Annotated in this window: 16 protein-coding genes; 8 read left to right on the top strand and 8 right to left on the bottom strand. The window is 35.9% G+C overall.

Features of this window, described 5'->3' with window-relative positions:
• Nucleotides 1-19 precede the first annotated feature (19 nt).
• On the top strand, nucleotides 20-1,063 hold the full coding sequence (locus ACMT7R_RS09500; RefSeq protein ID WP_415311460.1) for a multicopper oxidase domain-containing protein: 1,044 nt from the start codon (nucleotides 20-22) through the stop codon (nucleotides 1,061-1,063).
• Nucleotide 1,064: 1 nt separating this feature from the next.
• Nucleotides 1,065-3,872, top strand: a complete 2,808-nt coding sequence (locus tag ACMT7R_RS09495) for a multicopper oxidase domain-containing protein (protein WP_415311459.1) — start codon at nucleotides 1,065-1,067, stop codon at nucleotides 3,870-3,872.
• A gap of 425 nt (nucleotides 3,873-4,297) precedes the next feature.
• On the opposite strand, the gene ACMT7R_RS09490 is transcribed toward ACMT7R_RS09495, so the two are convergent.
• The 3 genes from ACMT7R_RS09490 to ACMT7R_RS09480 form a co-directional block, all read right to left on the bottom strand.
• Nucleotides 4,298-5,659, bottom strand: coding sequence for a Glu/Leu/Phe/Val family dehydrogenase (locus tag ACMT7R_RS09490; protein ID WP_415311457.1), 1,362 nt, complete (start codon nucleotides 5,657-5,659; stop codon nucleotides 4,298-4,300).
• A gap of 358 nt (nucleotides 5,660-6,017) precedes the next feature.
• The gene (locus ACMT7R_RS09485; RefSeq protein ID WP_415311456.1) at nucleotides 6,018-6,608 is read right to left on the bottom strand and encodes a nitroreductase family protein; all 591 of its coding nucleotides are present in this window, start codon (nucleotides 6,606-6,608) and stop codon (nucleotides 6,018-6,020) included.
• A 473-nt stretch (nucleotides 6,609-7,081) separates the two neighbouring features.
• Complete coding sequence (locus ACMT7R_RS09480) at nucleotides 7,082-8,065, bottom strand: VOC family protein (protein ID WP_415311454.1); 984 nt, start codon at nucleotides 8,063-8,065, stop codon at nucleotides 7,082-7,084.
• 349 nt (nucleotides 8,066-8,414) lie between these two features.
• On the opposite strand from ACMT7R_RS09480, the gene ACMT7R_RS09475 reads away from it, so the two are divergent.
• The gene (locus ACMT7R_RS09475; RefSeq protein ID WP_415311453.1) at nucleotides 8,415-8,993 is read left to right on the top strand and encodes an NADPH-dependent FMN reductase; all 579 of its coding nucleotides are present in this window, start codon (nucleotides 8,415-8,417) and stop codon (nucleotides 8,991-8,993) included.
• A 609-nt stretch (nucleotides 8,994-9,602) separates the two neighbouring features.
• Here ACMT7R_RS09475 and ACMT7R_RS09470 read toward each other — a convergent pair.
• Nucleotides 9,603-10,337, bottom strand: coding sequence for a cysteine hydrolase family protein (locus tag ACMT7R_RS09470; RefSeq protein ID WP_415311449.1), 735 nt, complete (start codon nucleotides 10,335-10,337; stop codon nucleotides 9,603-9,605).
• A gap of 505 nt (nucleotides 10,338-10,842) precedes the next feature.
• On the opposite strand from ACMT7R_RS09470, the gene ACMT7R_RS09465 reads away from it, so the two are divergent.
• Nucleotides 10,843-11,298: a hypothetical protein gene (locus ACMT7R_RS09465; RefSeq protein ID WP_415311445.1), complete on the top strand. Its 456-nt coding sequence runs from the start codon at nucleotides 10,843-10,845 to the stop codon at nucleotides 11,296-11,298.
• Between the two features lie 65 nt (nucleotides 11,299-11,363).
• Nucleotides 11,364-12,572, top strand: coding sequence for a cation:proton antiporter (locus ACMT7R_RS09460; protein WP_415311444.1), 1,209 nt, complete (start codon nucleotides 11,364-11,366; stop codon nucleotides 12,570-12,572).
• Between the two features lie 254 nt (nucleotides 12,573-12,826).
• Here the strand turns inward: ACMT7R_RS09460 and ACMT7R_RS09455 are convergent, their stop codons facing one another.
• Entirely contained in the window at nucleotides 12,827-13,018 is a 192-nt protein-coding gene (locus ACMT7R_RS09455) for a hypothetical protein (RefSeq protein ID WP_415311443.1), read from the bottom strand.
• Nucleotides 13,019-13,065: 47 nt separating this feature from the next.
• Here ACMT7R_RS09455 and ACMT7R_RS09450 point away from each other — a divergent pair, with 47 nt between their 5' ends.
• The gene (locus tag ACMT7R_RS09450; protein ID WP_415311441.1) at nucleotides 13,066-13,215 is read left to right on the top strand and encodes a hypothetical protein; all 150 of its coding nucleotides are present in this window, start codon (nucleotides 13,066-13,068) and stop codon (nucleotides 13,213-13,215) included.
• A 294-nt stretch (nucleotides 13,216-13,509) separates the two neighbouring features.
• Here ACMT7R_RS09450 and ACMT7R_RS09445 read toward each other — a convergent pair whose 3' ends face one another.
• Nucleotides 13,510-13,980 (bottom strand): universal stress protein, encoded by a 471-nt coding sequence (locus tag ACMT7R_RS09445; protein ID WP_415311439.1) that lies wholly within the window; start codon nucleotides 13,978-13,980, stop codon nucleotides 13,510-13,512.
• Nucleotides 13,981-13,989: 9 nt separating this feature from the next.
• Here ACMT7R_RS09445 and ACMT7R_RS09440 point away from each other — a divergent pair, with 9 nt between their 5' ends.
• Both ACMT7R_RS09440 and ACMT7R_RS09435 read left to right on the top strand, forming a co-directional pair.
• Nucleotides 13,990-14,112 (top strand): hypothetical protein, encoded by a 123-nt coding sequence (locus ACMT7R_RS09440; RefSeq protein ID WP_415311438.1) that lies wholly within the window; start codon nucleotides 13,990-13,992, stop codon nucleotides 14,110-14,112.
• A gap of 159 nt (nucleotides 14,113-14,271) precedes the next feature.
• Nucleotides 14,272-15,225: a bile acid:sodium symporter family protein gene (locus ACMT7R_RS09435; protein ID WP_415311436.1), complete on the top strand. Its 954-nt coding sequence runs from the start codon at nucleotides 14,272-14,274 to the stop codon at nucleotides 15,223-15,225.
• A 277-nt stretch (nucleotides 15,226-15,502) separates the two neighbouring features.
• Here the strand turns inward: ACMT7R_RS09435 and ACMT7R_RS09430 are convergent, their stop codons facing one another.
• Nucleotides 15,503-16,003, bottom strand: coding sequence for a universal stress protein (locus ACMT7R_RS09430; RefSeq protein ID WP_415311435.1), 501 nt, complete (start codon nucleotides 16,001-16,003; stop codon nucleotides 15,503-15,505).
• Between the two features lie 403 nt (nucleotides 16,004-16,406).
• Nucleotides 16,407-18,233, bottom strand: a complete 1,827-nt coding sequence (locus tag ACMT7R_RS09425; protein WP_415311434.1) for a thiamine pyrophosphate-dependent enzyme — start codon at nucleotides 18,231-18,233, stop codon at nucleotides 16,407-16,409.
• Between the last annotated feature and the right edge of the window lie 56 nt (nucleotides 18,234-18,289).

Here is an 18,289-nt window from a genome sequence, read left to right as displayed (position 1 = left end):
TGTATACAATCTAATTAAATTGAAAAGTATAGTAACAGCACTTGCGGTTGGTTTGATTGTTGCAAATTCCATACCGACAAATAGTGCTGCTAATGTATTTGCTCAATCTAATCCAAAAATAGAACAAGAAAACCATCATGTGAGATCCCATGAAATTGAGATCGGCGTGGATGAACTAAGCGACGATAGAATTGCCTATAATCTTAACAGTTATTTAGTTCGAGATGTTGCCAGTAATGAAACTATCGATATCACTTCAAACTATACAAACGAGACCACTATTCCTGGACCTACCATCATAGTAAATGAGGGTGATGAGGTAATCATAACTTTAGTTAATGAAATGGGATGGGGTTTTCCAGGTGTTCATACCCATGGTGCTCATTATAAAATAACTAGCGATGGGACATTAAAGGAATTAAACAAGGTTTCTGATCAGGCCGCTTCTCCCACAAAACCATTTACTTTCGAATGGGATGCTGCAAATGGAACGGCTGGTTCATGGCCTTTTCATGATCACACCATCGGGAGAAACGTTTTAGGGAAGAGCATGGATGGCCTTGAAACAGTGGGGCTTTTTTCAAGTATAATAATAAATCCCTCTGATGGAAAAGTAAATGCTTTGATTAATGGTGTTCCAAAACAAGTAAATGTAAGCGATATTTACAAAGACTATATTTTATATGTTAACGACGATGTGTTTTGGGGAACTGAAATAGATTATTCAAAGGGCGGAAAGCATACACAATTAGGAACTAATCCGACATTAACTGCACCCAGTAACAGCATCGTTAGATTTAACATTCAATCGATAGGAAACGAGTTTCACAATTTCACAATGGATAATATCGAATGGCTTAGTCCGGGAACAAATAAAGTCATCAAATCTCACGTAATAGGCCCTCTTGCAAACCATGTTTTTACTATTGAAGCAAACAAAAATTCAAGCTACTATGACAATTCGACAATTAACCTTCTTGGGGGTATGAAGGGGAATTTTGTAGTAACCAATTCTGTAGGTGAACAAGCAACTGAGAATTCAATCAATAGGGAGGCATTTTGAAATGATACACAACTATTATAATAATCATAATAGATGGATAAAGAAAACAAATATTCTTTTTGCGGCAGTTATAGCATCGTTAATTTTTACTTCGACAATAACATCTGTAGGGGTAGCAAAAGGAACTGAATCATTTATTCCAATAACTCAGACAAATAACAATGACGGCAAGGTATTTGACACATTATCATCGAAAGTTTCGTCAAATACAGCTTACAGAAACCCGCTTCTAAATTCAAGTTCAGACGTACATGATATAGTGATACAAGAGCAGGTACTTCCAGATGGAGAGCCAGCATATAAGATGATTCAACATATGGTTAATCAATCTAATGGCACTAAATTAAATATCACAAATAACTATAGCACTATAGCCACTATTCCTGGACCTGCTATAGTGATAAGCGAAGGTGATAGTGCTCATGTGACGATTAACCATCTGGATGGGAATATTACTCGAGAAGATTTTGTTGCATCTAATCCCGGAACATACGTATATCAAGATGACGAATTAGGTGACAGAGGACTTTACGGTGTAGTAATCGTAAATCCACAAGACAAAATGATAGAGGCGCTAATAAACGGAAATATCACTTCTATATCTACTGATGAATTGGATAAGGAAGTGTTACTATTCATGGTAGGGTCCACCTTTTGGGGAATGGAAATTGCTAAGAATGGTACTCAAACTCCTCTGTGGACAAACCCAGTACCAGTGGCAGAAGAGAATCAAAAGATTCGCTTCCACATTGTTGGAATAGGCCCGTCATCCAATCCCAATGGTCACTCTCATACATTTCATCTTCACGCTCATAGATGGGTCGATCCGGGTACTAGTAATATCATTGATGTAAAAGAAATACATCCGGGTAAGACCCATGTATTTGTCATAGATGCAGGTGATGGTGTAGGACCAGGAGACTGGCAATATCATTGTCATGTCTTCTCTCATATGGAAGCAGGCATGATGTCTACATTTAGAATACTTCCTGCAAATACAACGTTGAGTAACGATACAAGAGTTCAAAATAGTATCCCCGGTGCTTCTCCCTATCACAATTTCGCATCGTTTTCTGTTAGCGATGAGCCAGCAAAATGGTTTAAGAATCTAAAGGGAGATATATCAAATACTGGAAGTGAATCTTTAGCAATAATTAACAAATCAGGAACAGTTAATTTCATGATGGATAGTACAAACGGAGTTCACACTGTAACTAGCATAATAAATCCTAAGAACGCTAGCCACATGCCATTTAGCCAAATGATGGCGTATAAAGGGGGAGCCATTGTCGCCTTGGAGGAACCAGGTCTGTATGTATTTGCATGCAGTCTCCATCCATTTATGCTAGCTGCGGTCATAGTTGATGATCCGGATACAGAGGGACTGGACCTAGGCGAAGAGCTTACTCTGGTAAATGGAGCTACAATTCCTACAAATAGTGAATTGGCCCTAAAGTTGTTAAAGACATTCTTCATCGCAACATCACCATCAAACTGGCAGGATTATACAAATGTCTCCCAACCATGGCATGTTTCATATCCTGATGTAGATGTCAGAGTAACAAATGGGACTGTCGTTAATGTCAAAGATGTATTAGAAAAGACATATGGACAAAACATTACTTTGGCTCCTTTGTCAAATCCGACCGTTCCTGCAGTAGGAGAAATTTGGATTGATACACAATTTGAAAAAACTGCTGGCAAGACTAAACCTGGAACTGCTACTGCAATTAATGGTACTACATGGAGTGTAAGTAAGAAGGTTTCACTTCCTGAAATCAACATGAATAATCCCCACAATATGTGGACAGACAAGAACCAAGACCTCATCTACCAAACCCAGTGGTTTGACAACAGGACAACCATATTTGACCGCACAACTGGTCACCTCGTAAAGGACTTACAAGTTGGTGACGATCCCTCACACGTAATGACTGGAACGAAATCAGATGAACTGTATATAGCATTAAACGGTGAAGATGGTGTTACGGTGGTATCATCTAATCCGGGCTTTAATCTCACAAATTACATCTTGTTACAATCCCCAGCTGCCCCTTCAACTCATCCACATGGCCATTGGATGAGTTCGGATGACAGGTTCATGGTAACTCCAGATGCACTTACTGGAACCACAACCATATATGATATGATGCAAGACAAAATAGTAGGAAAAGTAAAGACGGGTGTCTCTCCTGTAGCTGTCGGAATGATGCCAGATGGTAGCAAATCATATGTAGCCGACTTTTTTGATAGTACTATGAGTATCATAAATACTGCTAATGCTACGCTAATCAAGAAAATTAATCTACTTGCAAATTATGATCCAATTACGGGTAATACAACTGGACCAGTAGGTTTTCTTCCAATACAGACCCCTGTCAGCCCGGATGGTCAATACATGGTAACAGCTAATACCGGCGGAACAATCACAATACTGGATACTGACACAGATCAAATAGTAAAAGAGTTACCCTGTGACCCCGGATGCCATGGAGTTAATTTCGGTGCCAAGAAAGGTGGCGGATATTACGCATATGTTTCAAGTACTTTTTCAAATGAGGCTATAGTAGTAGATGGGGACCCAAACGGTGATGGAAATCCAGTGGATGCATCGATTGCGGGAAAGCTTTCACTTGTTGCTTCAAACGATACAAAAGTAGATGATGAAATAACAGATCTAGAAGGGACAGGAGGTCAGGGCGTATTGGCAATTCCTAATGTTTACGATGGTTGGGTGCAGAACCTGCCAACGTACTGGAAAGGCCTCTTAACTGAGAAGCAACAGAATCCTATAACTATCGATCCATGATCAAGTCAGACAATAATGTCTAATCAACGTTCTTTATCTTTTTTTTCGAAGCATCATTTCATTATAATACTATGATTACAGAATTTCTTAGATAAAAGTCCAGATATGATCTCTTTTGCTATAATTTGGTCTCGAGTCAGCAGAACGTAACTTTAACCATTGTTTATAATGCTTTAGAACCTGCAATCTCGTAATCGTAATAGATAACTGAGTATAACAATAGCTTGGAAAATCCTTAAAATAAATTAAGTATTGCTTGTGAAATACAGGCATTATAATTTGATTAATTACAATACCTTAGATATAGATTACAGATAAAAGACTTTTGTGACGCTGAGACCCGCCTAAGATTTTATCAAATGATTAGATCATAAATAGGCGGATAAACCCTTATTGTCGATTTTATTTAGTTATTTATTCAAAACCTAGTAAATTGCTCGCTCCTTTCTTGCATAAGCTTCTCTTGCAACACTAATTGCTCCCTTTCTCAACAGCATTGCCCTATACACTATTTGTTTTGCTGTTTCCATCGCAACCTTTCTTACATCAAACTGTGAAGTATCGCCACCCGGATCTTCTATTAAGAGCGAATTATAAAGTGCCTTCTTGACATTATTTGTAATTTTGTATTCTATCAGGTCAAAGGCTTCTTTTTCCGTTCTACCCTGATATTCGACAAATGATCCTATTACCCCACCAGAATTTGCAAGAAAATCCGGGATGATCAGAACATGATTATCTACCAAACGCTGATCGGCCGATGGAGTGGTAGGAATATTTGCTCCCTCCACAATGACCTTTACATCATGTTTCAATAACTTGGGGGCAGTCTCATCATTAATAACACCAGTCATTGCCGCAGGAATAAAAATATCCGAATCAACATTAAAAATTTCGTCTTTGTCCGAGATTTCATAATGGTGCTCTTGTTGATCGCCCTGTTTGCTATATACTGAAAGATCACTTAACTTAGACTTGTCTCTCATATCGTTCATCAGTTGAGGAATATTCAAACCTTTTTCCTCAAATACAAATCCCGAAACATCACTAACGCCTATAACTTTTATACCAATATCATCTAGAAACTTTGCAGTAAACGAACCAACGTTACCAAATCCTTGAATAACTACTCTGATATCTTTATTTTTTGTATCAAAGCTGTTTATGAGATTAAGTAGAGGCTTGGATGATACAGGTAATCCTTTACGTTTTATATCTTTTAGAAAATCTAATGTGGTTCTGAGGGCAACACTGACTCCATATCCAGTTGTTCCGAGTTCGTGAGGAATGCCTCCAAGTTCCTGTGGCTTGCCCGTACATGCACGCATGTCTCCTATCTCATGAGCAAATACTGCCATGTCCAATTCGGTTGTGCCTACATCAGTGGCAGCAATATATTGTGAAGGACAATAGGGGCTTATCATTTTAGCAAAGGATTTCACCCATTCTACTTTGTTTACATTACTTGGATTCGCTATAATTCCTCCTTTTGCGCCACCAAATGGTAGTCCTGCTGAGGCACATTTCCAAGTCATTGTTCTTGCTAGCCTGAATATCTCTGTAGGATTAACACTTTCTGCAAACCTTATTCCTCCTTTACCAGGACCTGTGGATGTATTATCGATAACCAAAACCCCCTGCATACCCGTGTCAGGATCGTATACCTGCAATACTTTTTCGGGGCCCCATTCGTCTATTTCTGACCACCCAGAACCACTCTCAGCTCGATTAGCTTTCATACTGGATTCTAGATTTAAATCTGATAAGGATGAATCTGTGTTGACCATTTCACCTGTTAATATTCAGTATATATTATAATCATGTATGCAGGTGAAGAATTCCCAGCTATTGTTAAATATTAATCTTAAAAGTATAGGTTAGACACGGTTTCAAAAAATAATTTACCGATCTATTTTTGCAGATCTGGCCTCACAAAGGGACAATTATTACTGGACATATTAATTTTGAAATATTCTATTGTTAGTTTTGCTATAATAGCACGGATAACATTAAAAAACAACATAGTTAGAATCTAACTTGTTCTCCCATTGAGTTTCGATGTGTATCAGGTGAAAATTTTCCTGCACTTTATCGAAACGGCTTTCTTATCCATTCTTTTTGATTTGTATTTTAGATACTATTTATCTATCTAAAACTCCCCTCCATAATAATCTCGCTTAACGGTTTTCTATCATTAGGATGCTCTACCTGTTGTAACTTTGGAGGTAATTTTTCGATGGGCCCCCTTTTACCAATCGCAATCATTGCCATGATATCAAAATTTTCTGGAATTTTCAAATTCTCTCTGGCCTTTTGATAATCAAAACCCTGCATTCCATGTGCGACAATTCCTCTGATTGATGCTTCCAAAGCCAAGTTTTCCCAAGCAGCACCCGTATCGAATTGATGAGTTATTGAGGGTTTTTCATTATACTCAAAGTTCTTCCTCGATATTATTACTACTAAGGCTCCAGCATCTTTAGCCCAAATTCTGTTACCCTCATTTAAGAGGTTCAAAAATTCGTGCCATTTGGTGCTATTTCTTTTGGAATATATGAATCTCCAAGGTTGATTATTAAAAGAAGAAGGGGCCCACCTTGCTGCTTCAAATAAGCTCATCAAAACATTATCATCTAGAACTTCTCCAGTCATCGACCTTGGTGACCACCTGTTGACAAAAATAGAATCGATATCATGATCGGCTTTTCTTGTATTTTCAGGTTTTGAATTAGACACGAACAACTATAAGAAAAGCATAATAATAAACTAATTATTGACAATTTTATCTATTGTTTAATATCATCACAAAAGGGACAGAACAAATACAAATAACAAACAGATTCTTGATGTGGACGATAAAATTGTTAGACATCAAGATGTCTTATAGAGAATATCAGAAGTAAGAACAGACAACATCCTAGTCTTCTAAAGGAAATAGATCAATTTTATATTATCGATCCTGCATGATTTAGTCTAATGAAATATTAGGCTAGGTGTGATCCGTCCCTATCACCCATTGCTAATACCCTTAGATTGATGATATTCCCTTATTCCTAGTGAGTTATCTGAGAGCAAATTTTGTCAATATAGATCCTTCTTTAAACGGACCTTCTGATCATATATTGAATTAAGCAAAGATTCAGATTCATCAAGTCATTGGTAAAATAAACTGACAGATAAAATTTAAAATATTTTCAAAAGTCCAACACCTATCCGAATAGAAATTGTATTTTTATTCCGTCTTGATCGTAAACATAAAATGATGAATTATCGTATTTATTGACATCGGTTCCTTTTTCATCAATAACAGCCCCATTTTTAGTTAAATGATTTTTTAATTGTTTTATAGTGTTTTCTTCGGGAGGTAGTCTTATTGCATAATGAGCAAGACCAGGTTTTTGAAGATCATTTGCGCTATTTGGTTCTAAGTTTGTTCCGATCCAAGTATTTGTAGCTATATGGTGGTGGTAGCCATTTGCAGCAAAAAAGTAAGCGCCAGGATAAGTGGCAGTATGGTGTAAACCAAGTGATCTCTGATAGAATTTTTTAGCTTTAGTAAGATTTGATACATGTAAATGAACATGACCTATTGATGTATGTAACGGTAATCCAGTCCACTTTTCATTACCATGTTGACTTAATAGGCCTTGTACATCGAGTGGTTCTGTTACCATATGTACCTTGTTTTGATCTAACCATTTCCATTCGGATGGATTTCTATCCCTATAGACTTCAATCCCATTGTTATCAGGATCATGAAGATATATAGACTCGGATACTGCGTGATCTGCCATGCCTTCATAAAATTGAGGATCAAGATTCTTTTGAATATGCTGTAGAAATACTGCCAAATATTTCCTTTCAGGGAGTAATACCGCAAAATGATAAAGTCCTGCCTCCTTTCTTAGGTTATTTGGTTGATAGATCACTTTTGTGCCATTATTTATTTGGGTTAGAATCAATATTGAATGAGGAATTTTTTTGTCATCATCGGGTGCTGTTTGCGATCCAAGATACACCGTATCTTCTTTTGAATCCTTATCTATTACATTAAACCCCAGAATTGATTGATAAAAATGCATAGAATTTTTCAAATCCGATACCTTCAGATGCACGTGGTCGATCTTTAGAGAAGGATCGGCAATAAAAGAAGCTTCATCGCCATTAATGTTGAAAGCAGTATTATTATCCATAGATATACTATGGCTTAGATGTATTTAATATCAAAAGTTTTTCGAACTTACCTTGGAGTTCTACACCTAGTAAATCCTTTTTACCCATGGCTTTGCTACTCAGAGAATGAATTGGGAAGAGATTCTAAAATCATGAAAACAGTGCATAAAGCGATATTTTTTTTGAGATGGCCTGTTACTGATGTATAATCTAAGTATTCTAAGAACGTCGTGGCGACTCTTATCACTATCATGTTAACCTTTTTCACTGATGATATGAATGCCTGCTAACATTTGTAAAACGAAATAGAATTCAACTCCTGACTGAGGAATTAGAAGATTATAAACTATAATTGATATAACTATGTTAATGCTATATGATAACCCAAGGCTAAAGATTGCCATCATTATTGGAAGTACTAGACCCAGACGCAATGGCGAAGCAGTAAGCCAATGGATATATGACCTGGCCAAGCAGAGAGACGACGCCGAATACGAGTTAGTGGATATCAAAGATTACAATCTTCCTTTACTTGATGAACCGATTCCACCTTCTATGGGTCAATATTCAAAGGAACATACCAAGGTTTGGGCTACGAAAATTGACTCCTTCGATGCATATGTATTTGTAACACCAGAATACAACCACGGAATTTCAGGAGCATTAAAAAATGCTATAGATTTTCTATTCAAAGAATGGAACAATAAAGTTGCCGGATTTGTTAGTTATGGTAGCGCCGGAGGTGTCCGTGCAGTTGAACACCTGCGTTTGGTCATGGCAGAGGTCAAGGTTGCAACAGTAAGGGCTCAGGTGCAATTATCTCTTTTTACAGATTTTGAAAACTTTTCAACATTTAAACCCCATAAGATTCACGAGAAATCCGCTAACAACATGTTAGACGAGGTAATCGCCTGGGCTTCGGCTATGAAAACACTAAGAAAAAATTGAACCAAGATGGCAAATCCACTAAATCGACCCTGAAAAATACATAACCTTAGATTAAAGTATCTTGACTACGGAAGTGAGATTTTAAACCTTATAAAAGATGTTAACCAACATCAATTATGGCAAATTATGAAAATATAAAAAATTGTTTGGACCAAAATGGAGAAGTAATGCATAGGCTAGACGATAATGAAAGTATTTAACTGCATAAACACAATGTAACATTCGATGATAATTCAAAAGAGATCGTAATTGATGCAGGGACAGAGACCTATTGGATAGGTGCTGACAAAGTTTCTTACTACTGGATACATAAAGAAGGTTTTAGCAAAGAATAAGTGCACTTTAACAAATACTTTATACAATATCAAACACGTCTGAATCCAATTTATTGACAAAACAAAATTAGTAAACTTCTAACGAATATTTATTAGATTTTAGATTAGATTGAAAATGGATTTGTTGGTAGATTGATGTTAATAATGTAGATATATGTATCTATTGAAATTTAGTATTTATGGGCAGGATTCTCATCTTTTAACTAAATGTCACTGTTTTTAAATAAATCTAGATAGCTAAAAAAAAGGCCTGTAATCTGGTGGAACTCAAAGATTATTTTTTCCTGACATCTATCAATCGAAATTCGTTTAGAAACTTCTCATATCTCCTATCGAGTTCATTGCCATCCATTTTGCCTAATTTCAGGTCTTCAAGTGAATTTATTAATTTATAGAAACGTTCTGTATCGAGTACCAGGCCATAATAATCCCTAACTCTTTCTAATGTTGTTTCGTAATGTCTTTTGTTTCCCGAAGCAGTACAATCAGACACCAAAATTACATCATACCCAATGTTAAACGCTTCACGTAATGATGTTTCTACACAAATAGAGGTATCGATTCCACAGAATACTAACGTATTAATTCCCTCACTTTGAAGCCAAACCCTCAGTTCAGTATCTTGAAAAGCGCCATCTCTTCTCTTAATAACTATTAGATCATTGTCCACGGGTTTAATCTCATCTATTGTTTGAGCGTCCCACGTGCCTCTTACAGTGATAGGAACTTTAAGCCGTTCTTCCCTTGCTAAGGGTAAAAGTCTGTGAAACCTAGTTAATAGGTCGACACCACTTGCCTCTCTAACAGCCTCGGTATAAAAAATCGGTATATTCTTGGCCCTGCAAAATGTAATAAGCTCCTTTATTTTTGGAATGATCCTCTGATATTCTTTAATGTTCATTCCAAGATGGTCATAGGACCCATCTTTGCTTACAAAGCCGTTTTGCATGTCAATTACGACTAGCCCAAAATTGAATGCTGTTGCACCAACAGAATCTTGAATCATCATTATAATTACAGCAGACCATTAAAAAGAATGCTGTTGTTATTGCAATCGTTATCTCGATTACATAAACCATTAGGATGATGAGAATCCCTTTACATCATTGTCTGTGATTAAATTGAATATCATGAATGGACGAAAACCCAACTTAAAAAGATTCTTCGAAATACAAAAATCATAAGAAGGGTCAAAATATCGAAATTAAGAAAATTCATCATTTCGCTACTGACTGACTCACTATATCTATGTTTATGAAAATGCAAATTTTAGGCAAAAAAACAATCGAGAGGGAGATTAGGGAAAGAGAAGGAAATACAAACAAGATTGATAAGAACTATAAAGAACCATAACATTTGGCATGATTAGGATAAGGAAGAGATACCGATTTTTTTTCTTACACAATGTAAATTAGGAAAATTTAAGTGATGGGTTTATACCTTTATCTGTTATTTTAGGAACACCTTAGAATATTTAAATCTGGAAATTGAAGAAATGCCAGAAGTAAAGTATCATGACTATTCAATGGGATTCTTTAACAATAGAAATGGTTCTATTGGCAGGAATAATATGGTTTTCTATATATATTGAGCACTGGGCTTTTCAGCGATCCAGGAAAAAGCAGGATGAAAAATATCTAATAAACATTTTCAAATTTATAGAAGATGATCTAAAACACAGGGATAAATTTGTAGACGAATCCTTACATGATGAAAATTATAAACCATTTCTTACCGACATGTGGGACGCAGTTATAATTGCCGGTAAACACTCTCTTTTGGACTTTCAACTATTCCAAACAATTCAAAGAGCATATTCACGGATGAAATACTATAATAGTGAATTAGAGTTGGTTAAGAAAAATGAATTCGACAAGAAGATACTAAAAGAATTATTAATTGAAGTTAAAAAGTCGATCGAAAAGGCATTGAACCAAATCCACGAATCTAATATTTACCGAAAATCATAACAATTCAATATAGATCACCCTCTTTCTTTTAAACTCTATAAATAGCGTGATATACTATTCTTATCGTGGAAGCACCAATCGGACAAATATTGCAAGATTTTGCCGTTATAATGATTATTGCCTCTGTAATGACTCTGGTTTTTTACAGGTTAAAACAACCCGTGGTCATAGGATTCATAGTAGCGGGTATTATAATCGGTCCGTATAGCCCACCCTTTAGCCTAATCCATAACTTAGATGTACTCAATCTATTTGCTGAGATGGGTGTAATACTATTGCTTTTTACAGTTGGAATGGAATTTCCAATCCAAAAACTAAAAGAGGTTGGAAGAAAAGCAATTGTTATAGCCTCAAGCGAAGCGTTTGGAACACTAGCCATAGGTTTTGTTGTTGCACAATCATTGGGATTAGGATTTTACGATAGTTTATTTATCGCACTTGCCATATCAGTAACAAGCACTGTTATCATAATGAGAGTTCTTGGAGAGCTCAGAATGATGAAAGACGAGTCTGCTACTTTAATTTTAGGGACAACAATCATTGAAGATATCATTATAATTTCACTATTAGCAATATTTCAATCCGCAGGTGCGAGTGGAGAATTTTCTATTAATGAAATCATAATTTCCGTAGGGATAACCATAGGTTTCATTGCAGCAGTACTAGTAATAGGTTCTAAAATTATTCCGAGATTGATGGACGTAGTTGCAAGAACCAATCAGCACGATGTACTAATAGTCGCAGCAGTAGGGGTGGCTTTTGCATTAGCCTTTGTATCATTTCAATTGGGAATTTCTGTAGCCGCTGGTGCCTTTTTTGCAGGTGTTCTTGTTGCAGAATCTAGATCGCACTCGGTAACAAGTGTTTTAGCTAATCCAGTAAAAGATATTTTTGCTGCATTGTTTTTTGTATCTGTTGGCGCATTAATGGATTTCTCACTAATCCCTCAGTTTATAGTACCAGCATTGATATTGATAGGCGTCTCGATAGGTGCCAAATTTTTGACCGTATATGTTTCATCTAGAATTCAGAAGCTAAACAATCTTACTTCAGCGAGAACCGCCTTGGGATGTTCTTCTTCTGGTGGTGAGATAGCGCTTGTAGTAGCAAAAGGGGGAATCGATGTGGGAGCAGCGACTCCGATTATTCTTCCAATGATTGGCACAATGACGATCATAACAACCTTCATCGCGCCGTATGTAATCAAATATGGATGGAGGTTTACAGAGAAATTTGCAAAGTCACAAGACAAAGACGATGAGCAAGCGTCATAAGCAGCAGCCGCCTTCTAACACAGATGATACTTCAAATAAGCAGCCTCCATAATGAGAAATTTTAATTATAGATTTCATTAAGGCTATTTTAGACACTGCAATTGTAAGGATCGTATGTCTTAATCACTGGCGCATTAATTCGATCAGAGATTAACGGGAAAATATTGTTTATAGTAACATCTTAGCAGTGTTAAAAAGAAATCTTTGATTATTATAGAATGCTATCGCTTTAAAGTAAGAAGGTAAGTTATAAATTAACTAAGACAGAAGATAGATATCCTTAATACCTTTTTTGCCCCTACGCTATATTGGAAAGGAAAGATAAAAGAAGACTTGTCTGGAAGGTCCAAAGCATCTGAGAATAATTCTGAATTGTCTACCCTTGATTTAGGTACTGCAGAGTTCATGAAATGGTTAATATCAAAAGATACAAATTCTGGAGACACTTTGGTAGCGGTAAAAGACTACTTTGATAATAAATATGTCATATTGTTTGACAAAAGTATCTCCAAGAGATGTTATAGTTGCTTATAGAGACGGCATGCCTTGGTGTATAACCTGTAATACTGATGATTGTGGTCATGTCGGATTTGCTATTTGTCTAAAACAAGATTATGATAGAGACGACCATGTAGTTTATTAGGAATATAGTAAATAAAACATTATAGTTTTATGCTATCTAGGTAGTCTACAATTTCATAGAGCAAGAGAAAGCATTCATAGATTAATTCAAAATATTTCAAAACCCGCTCTTTAGGCCAGAATTCTTATCCCCTCTACAAAAAATCTAAAAAGGTTGAAAATTTTATATAAATAATAGTTATTTTATGATTCGAATTATAATGCCTTGGATTAAAAGAACATAAGTGAATCTGTCGATTTCTTTTATTCCATACAAATCTGACGTTATTATGTTACCAGTAGAGACATTCGACAGTCATCTTACTATCAACAATGCACAGTCCACTTCTTCGGCAACTTTTCTTGCAACACTTCCTAATCTTTTGAACATTCCTGTAATTCCCTTATGTCCAATACTGCCCATAACAATGAGATCGATATTATTCTGTTTTGTAAAATTAACGATTGTTTCTGCGGGCTCACCTATTTTAATTTCTGTTGTAATAGAAACGTTGGGTTTGAGACATACTGTATCTTTCACATCCTCCAGAATCACAATCATTTCGTTTTTTATCTCCTCATGGAGTCTATTAACTAGCGGAGTGATAATCACCTCATTATTTTTTGACTCTATTTTTGAATAATGAATTGGTAATGGTATTTCGGTAATTACATGTAGTATGAAAATTTGAGATTGATTCATCATAGACAATTCTACAGCTTTTTCCAAGGCCTTAATTGACAACTTCGAAGTATCAAAAGGCACTAGTATACGTTTGAAAGGCATCAAATAACAATGAATTTCGATCGATATAAGCAGTATCCAGCCGATGAGTATGGAAAAAGTGATGCAATGACTATGGGCACAGCAAATTGGAGTATTAGTTCATCAAAAATCATTTGTCAAGTGATGTGTTAGTTGTTTCAGTGATGATCATTGAGTTGTCGTCGATAATAACATTATATAAACAGATTTAACATGAAATTGTAATTTATAACGCTCCAATCTTTAACTAGGTATTTTTAACTAATGATACTATTAAAATACATTGTAAATAAATAAAAAAGAGCAAGAAAAGTGCCAAAAGGGAGAGCCGACTCGTACTTACAGACAGTAGGATTGGAGAAAGACGATTTAACCCTCCTTGTTGCAATTGCAGTTTCAACAGTAATAGGCATATTGGTACCATCATTTGGAATAATATTTGAACCCCATCTTCTGGTTCTACTTGGATTCTTATTATTCTTAAATTTAATCAAGATGGATCCTCAAGAGCTAGGATTACAGTTTAAAAAACCCATTCCTATTATTCTATTTACTGCAATCAAACTTTTTGCAATTCCTCTTCTCTTGTTTGGAGTTACAAGTATTATTTATCCATCACTTGCTATTCCCGTATTACTTCTTTCAGGAATATCAACGGGTTTAGGAGCACCGTTTGTAATCAACGTTTTTGAGAGAAGCCATCAATTACCCCTAGTTGTTGGAATGATTATTGCATCATCTGTTGTTGTTCCATTTGTCTTGCCATCTCTGGTATACTTTTTGGTTGATGTAGAAAAATTCCATATCCCTTTTTTAGATATGATAATATTATTAGCTGAAGCCCTTTTCCTGCCCCTGTTTGCAGGTTGGCTGGTGAAGAGCAAGGTTCCAAAGATCGCAAAAAAAATTGAATCTAGTTCTTTCCTCCCTTCGGTCATCTTGATATCGTTTATGAATCTAGGAATATATGCAAAATTCTCTAACTATTTCATTTCTGAGTATTCATTCGTAACAACAATGATTATTGCAGCATTTGTTTTGTTCTTTGTGTATGGATTGATAGGGTATTTTACATCCTATATTATTGGAAAAAAGGATAAATCATCCAGAGTTGCTGCCTTTGTAATCATGAGCTATGTAAATAATACCCTTGTAGTTGTATTTGCATCTCAATTTTTCGGAACGGAAGTAGCTGCTTTGGCAGCGTTTTATAATTTGGCATATTATGGTTTAATGGTGCCCTTAAAAAAATTATTTTTTGATTAGAATGTCATAAAGCTTCATTTTATGCTAATTATCCACCTGCAGACAAGAACAAAAATATAGAGAAATTTTGGTTGCGTATAATATAGTTAATGTTAGTATAACTTTTGAATCAATTTAATGTCCTCTTACAGATACTAACAGGATACAGTTAAATTTCAAATAACGATTACATGTTACTTGTTATTTTCATTGATATGTTTTAGAGTATTGATCAAATATTGGCTCAAAAGGCACATTCAATCGTTTACGAGTTTAATATATATTGTTACTAATATCGTTATCTAATTATTGTCATAGGTCGTGAGACTGCTTCCGATACTTTTCTTGATACGCTTCCAAGTCCTTTAAATTTAGCCAAACCTTGTAATCCATTACTTCCCATAACTATCAAATCAATTCTATTATTATTAGAATAATCTATGATTTGATTAGCTGGATCGCCATAAAGAATCCGCGATTCTAGTTTGATTCCGTCTATAGACTTGTAAGTCTTTTTTTTCTCATCCATTTCCTTTTGCATTATAGTTTTTGTTTCTTCGTAAATACTATCAGCATGTTCATTCAAAGATAATTTCTTATTTTTACGATTAATTTTCATTTTCTCTAAAAGAGTTTTGGTTAGTGGTATCTCCTGTATTACATGTAACATTACGATCCGGATTATTCGTTTTTTTGGATCGCCTAAAAATATTGCTTTGGCTAGATATACGGCGTAATCCAATGCATTTTCTGAAAAATGGGAACTATCATAAGGTACTAAAATTACTCGTAGATCCAATCTTAAGGATAAAGGATCATCATATCTTAATAAATTTGCTATGACTTGATTACACTTGTTCGATGAATCCTGGCCCTAAAGAATACTTAATTCAGTATTATATTAAAGAGCATTTGCCGACCGTAAGAAACTTACTTTTCGAAGGTTCGGTGTATGTAATACTAACACATAGTCATAATTGAAATCCGTTAAAGTGATGTTGGATCGAATCACATTCCTTTTTTTAACCCAGTTCCATTAACTTCTTTGTATTCGTCTTATTTTATTTGGTTTTTTAGTATATAGATACCACAATACTAAAAGAATCAAAACTGCTATAATTCTAGTAACCCAGATGGATTTACAAACCATTACCAAAAATAATTGATTGTTGACACAGCATTACCGTAAAATTTTGCAGTTATCAGTTATTTTTGGAACGTTTGTGGTCATGATTTTTTAATGAATCATGATGATGGAGGCCTCTCAAAACTTCATGGATTTGATTTCTATACAAAGTTAAACCTATTCTGGAGGCATAAGGCTGTCCCCTTGCAAACGATTCCGCAATATTTTTTACAAATTCTGGCTCTACCTTAGGGGGCATAGGAGGGTCAAATGGATCTACTAAAGCTTCGATAATTGTTGGTCTTTTTTCTTCCATTGCTTCGTGAATTATTGGTCCTACCTCGCCGGGTTCTGTAATAGTATATCCTTTTCCGCCACACGCATCAGCAAACTTTGCAAAATTTATAGGAGAGAATTCTACAACGTATTCAGGATTTCCCAGAAAAGCCATTTGTTCCCATCTTATCATTCCTAGTGTGTTATTTTTTATGATTATGACCTTAATTGGCAAATCATACTGAACTGCCGTTGCAAACTCTCCCATCAACATAGTAAAACCCCCATCCCCAACAAAAGCTACTGACTGTCTTTCCGGATATGCAACTTTGGCTGCTATCGCGTACGGTAAGCCGCAGCCCATAGTTGCCAGAGTACCGGATAGGGAAAATTTCATTTTGTCGTGTACTTGAATATATCGAGCGGCCCAAATAGTATTGGTCCCGCTATCTACCGAGACGATGGCGTCATTATCTAATTCATTGGAAACGGCAGTGGCTATGACTTGAGGTTTAATAGGTTTGTCTGTACGGCTACCTCGTTCGTTTAATAGATCGTTCCATTTTTTCATTGCCTTTTGTTTTGATCTTAAAAATTCACCATCTTCTTTTTGTCTTATCTTTAACATTGGAATTAAATAATTCAATGTTAGTTTGGCATCTCCAATCAATCCTATATCTACCGGATAACGCAACCCGATTCTTTCAGGTACAATATCAATCTGAATGCCTTTTGCCTGCCCGGGTTTTGGAAGATAATCGATATATGGAAAAGATGTACCTATTAACAATATAGTGTCGGCTTCATTCATTGCATCACTGGCAGGAGTTGTCCCTAACATGCCAATACCCCCGAGACTATATGGACTATAGTCAGAAATGACGGCTTTTCCCAAAAGGGCTTTGATTACAGGGGCGTTTAATCGTTCGCAAACGATAGCAACCTCCTCGCCAGCATCTAAAGCACCTTGACCTACTAGTATTACAATTTTCTTCCCTTCATTTAATATATCGGCAGTTTTTCTTAGCAAGTCCGGACTTGGAATGACGTCATGGTTAAAGGTGTCGGATGTATGACCTTTTACTTTATGCGATGAATATTTACCTTTTAGTCTTTGCTCCTGTACATCTATTGGAATGGTTAAATGACTCACACCTCTACGACCTAATGCATTTCTGCATGCTATGTCTACAGCCATTTCGGCATGCTCTGGCGAGTTTATTATGTTATTATATTCGGCTACATCAGAAAATAGCTGCAAAAGATTAACATCTTGTTGATAACTTGAACCCATAAGATCTGAATAAGTGGTTCCCGTAATGGCCAAGACAGGGGTACTATCAAGTTTAGCATCATACAAGCCATTTATGAGATGTATCGCACCTGGTCCAGAGGTAGCAACACATACACCAAGCTTCTTTGTATATTTAGCATAAGCACATGCCATAAATGCCGCAGATTCTTCGTGGCGTACCAAGACAAACTTTACTTTGTCTTGTCTTTGTCGTAATGCCTCAATAAAACCATTGATACCATCACCTGGTAATCCAAATACAACATCTACCCCCCAATCTATCAGAGCCTCGGCCACAATTTCAGCTGTTTTAAGATTTTGATATTCATCCATATATAATAGATAATGTCATACAACTATTTAGTGAACCCCCCAATTTTGGATACGAA

It is taken from the genome of Candidatus Nitrosocosmicus sp. FF01 (assembly GCF_047711275.1).
Taxonomy (GTDB): domain Archaea; phylum Thermoproteota; class Nitrososphaeria; order Nitrososphaerales; family Nitrososphaeraceae; genus Nitrosocosmicus.
This window is presented reverse-complemented; position numbering and strand designations above follow the sequence as displayed.

Coding starts and splice junctions, on each gene's coding strand:
- ACMT7R_RS09495 (WP_415311459.1), top strand. CDS start 1,065: ATGATACACAACTATTATAATAATCATAATAGATGGATAAAGAAAACA.
- ACMT7R_RS09470 (WP_415311449.1), bottom strand. CDS start 10,337: ATGATGATTCAAGATTCTGTTGGTGCAACAGCATTCAATTTTGGGCTA.
- ACMT7R_RS09445 (WP_415311439.1), bottom strand. CDS start 13,980: ATGCCTTTCAAACGTATACTAGTGCCTTTTGATACTTCGAAGTTGTCA.
- ACMT7R_RS09440 (WP_415311438.1), top strand. CDS start 13,990: ATGAATTTCGATCGATATAAGCAGTATCCAGCCGATGAGTATGGAAAA.
- ACMT7R_RS09465 (WP_415311445.1), top strand. CDS start 10,843: ATGACTATTCAATGGGATTCTTTAACAATAGAAATGGTTCTATTGGCA.
- ACMT7R_RS09425 (WP_415311434.1), bottom strand. CDS start 18,233: ATGGATGAATATCAAAATCTTAAAACAGCTGAAATTGTGGCCGAGGCT.
- ACMT7R_RS09490 (WP_415311457.1), bottom strand. CDS start 5,659: ATGGTCAACACAGATTCATCCTTATCAGATTTAAATCTAGAATCCAGT.
- ACMT7R_RS09480 (WP_415311454.1), bottom strand. CDS start 8,065: ATGGATAATAATACTGCTTTCAACATTAATGGCGATGAAGCTTCTTTT.
- ACMT7R_RS09475 (WP_415311453.1), top strand. CDS start 8,415: ATGCTATATGATAACCCAAGGCTAAAGATTGCCATCATTATTGGAAGT.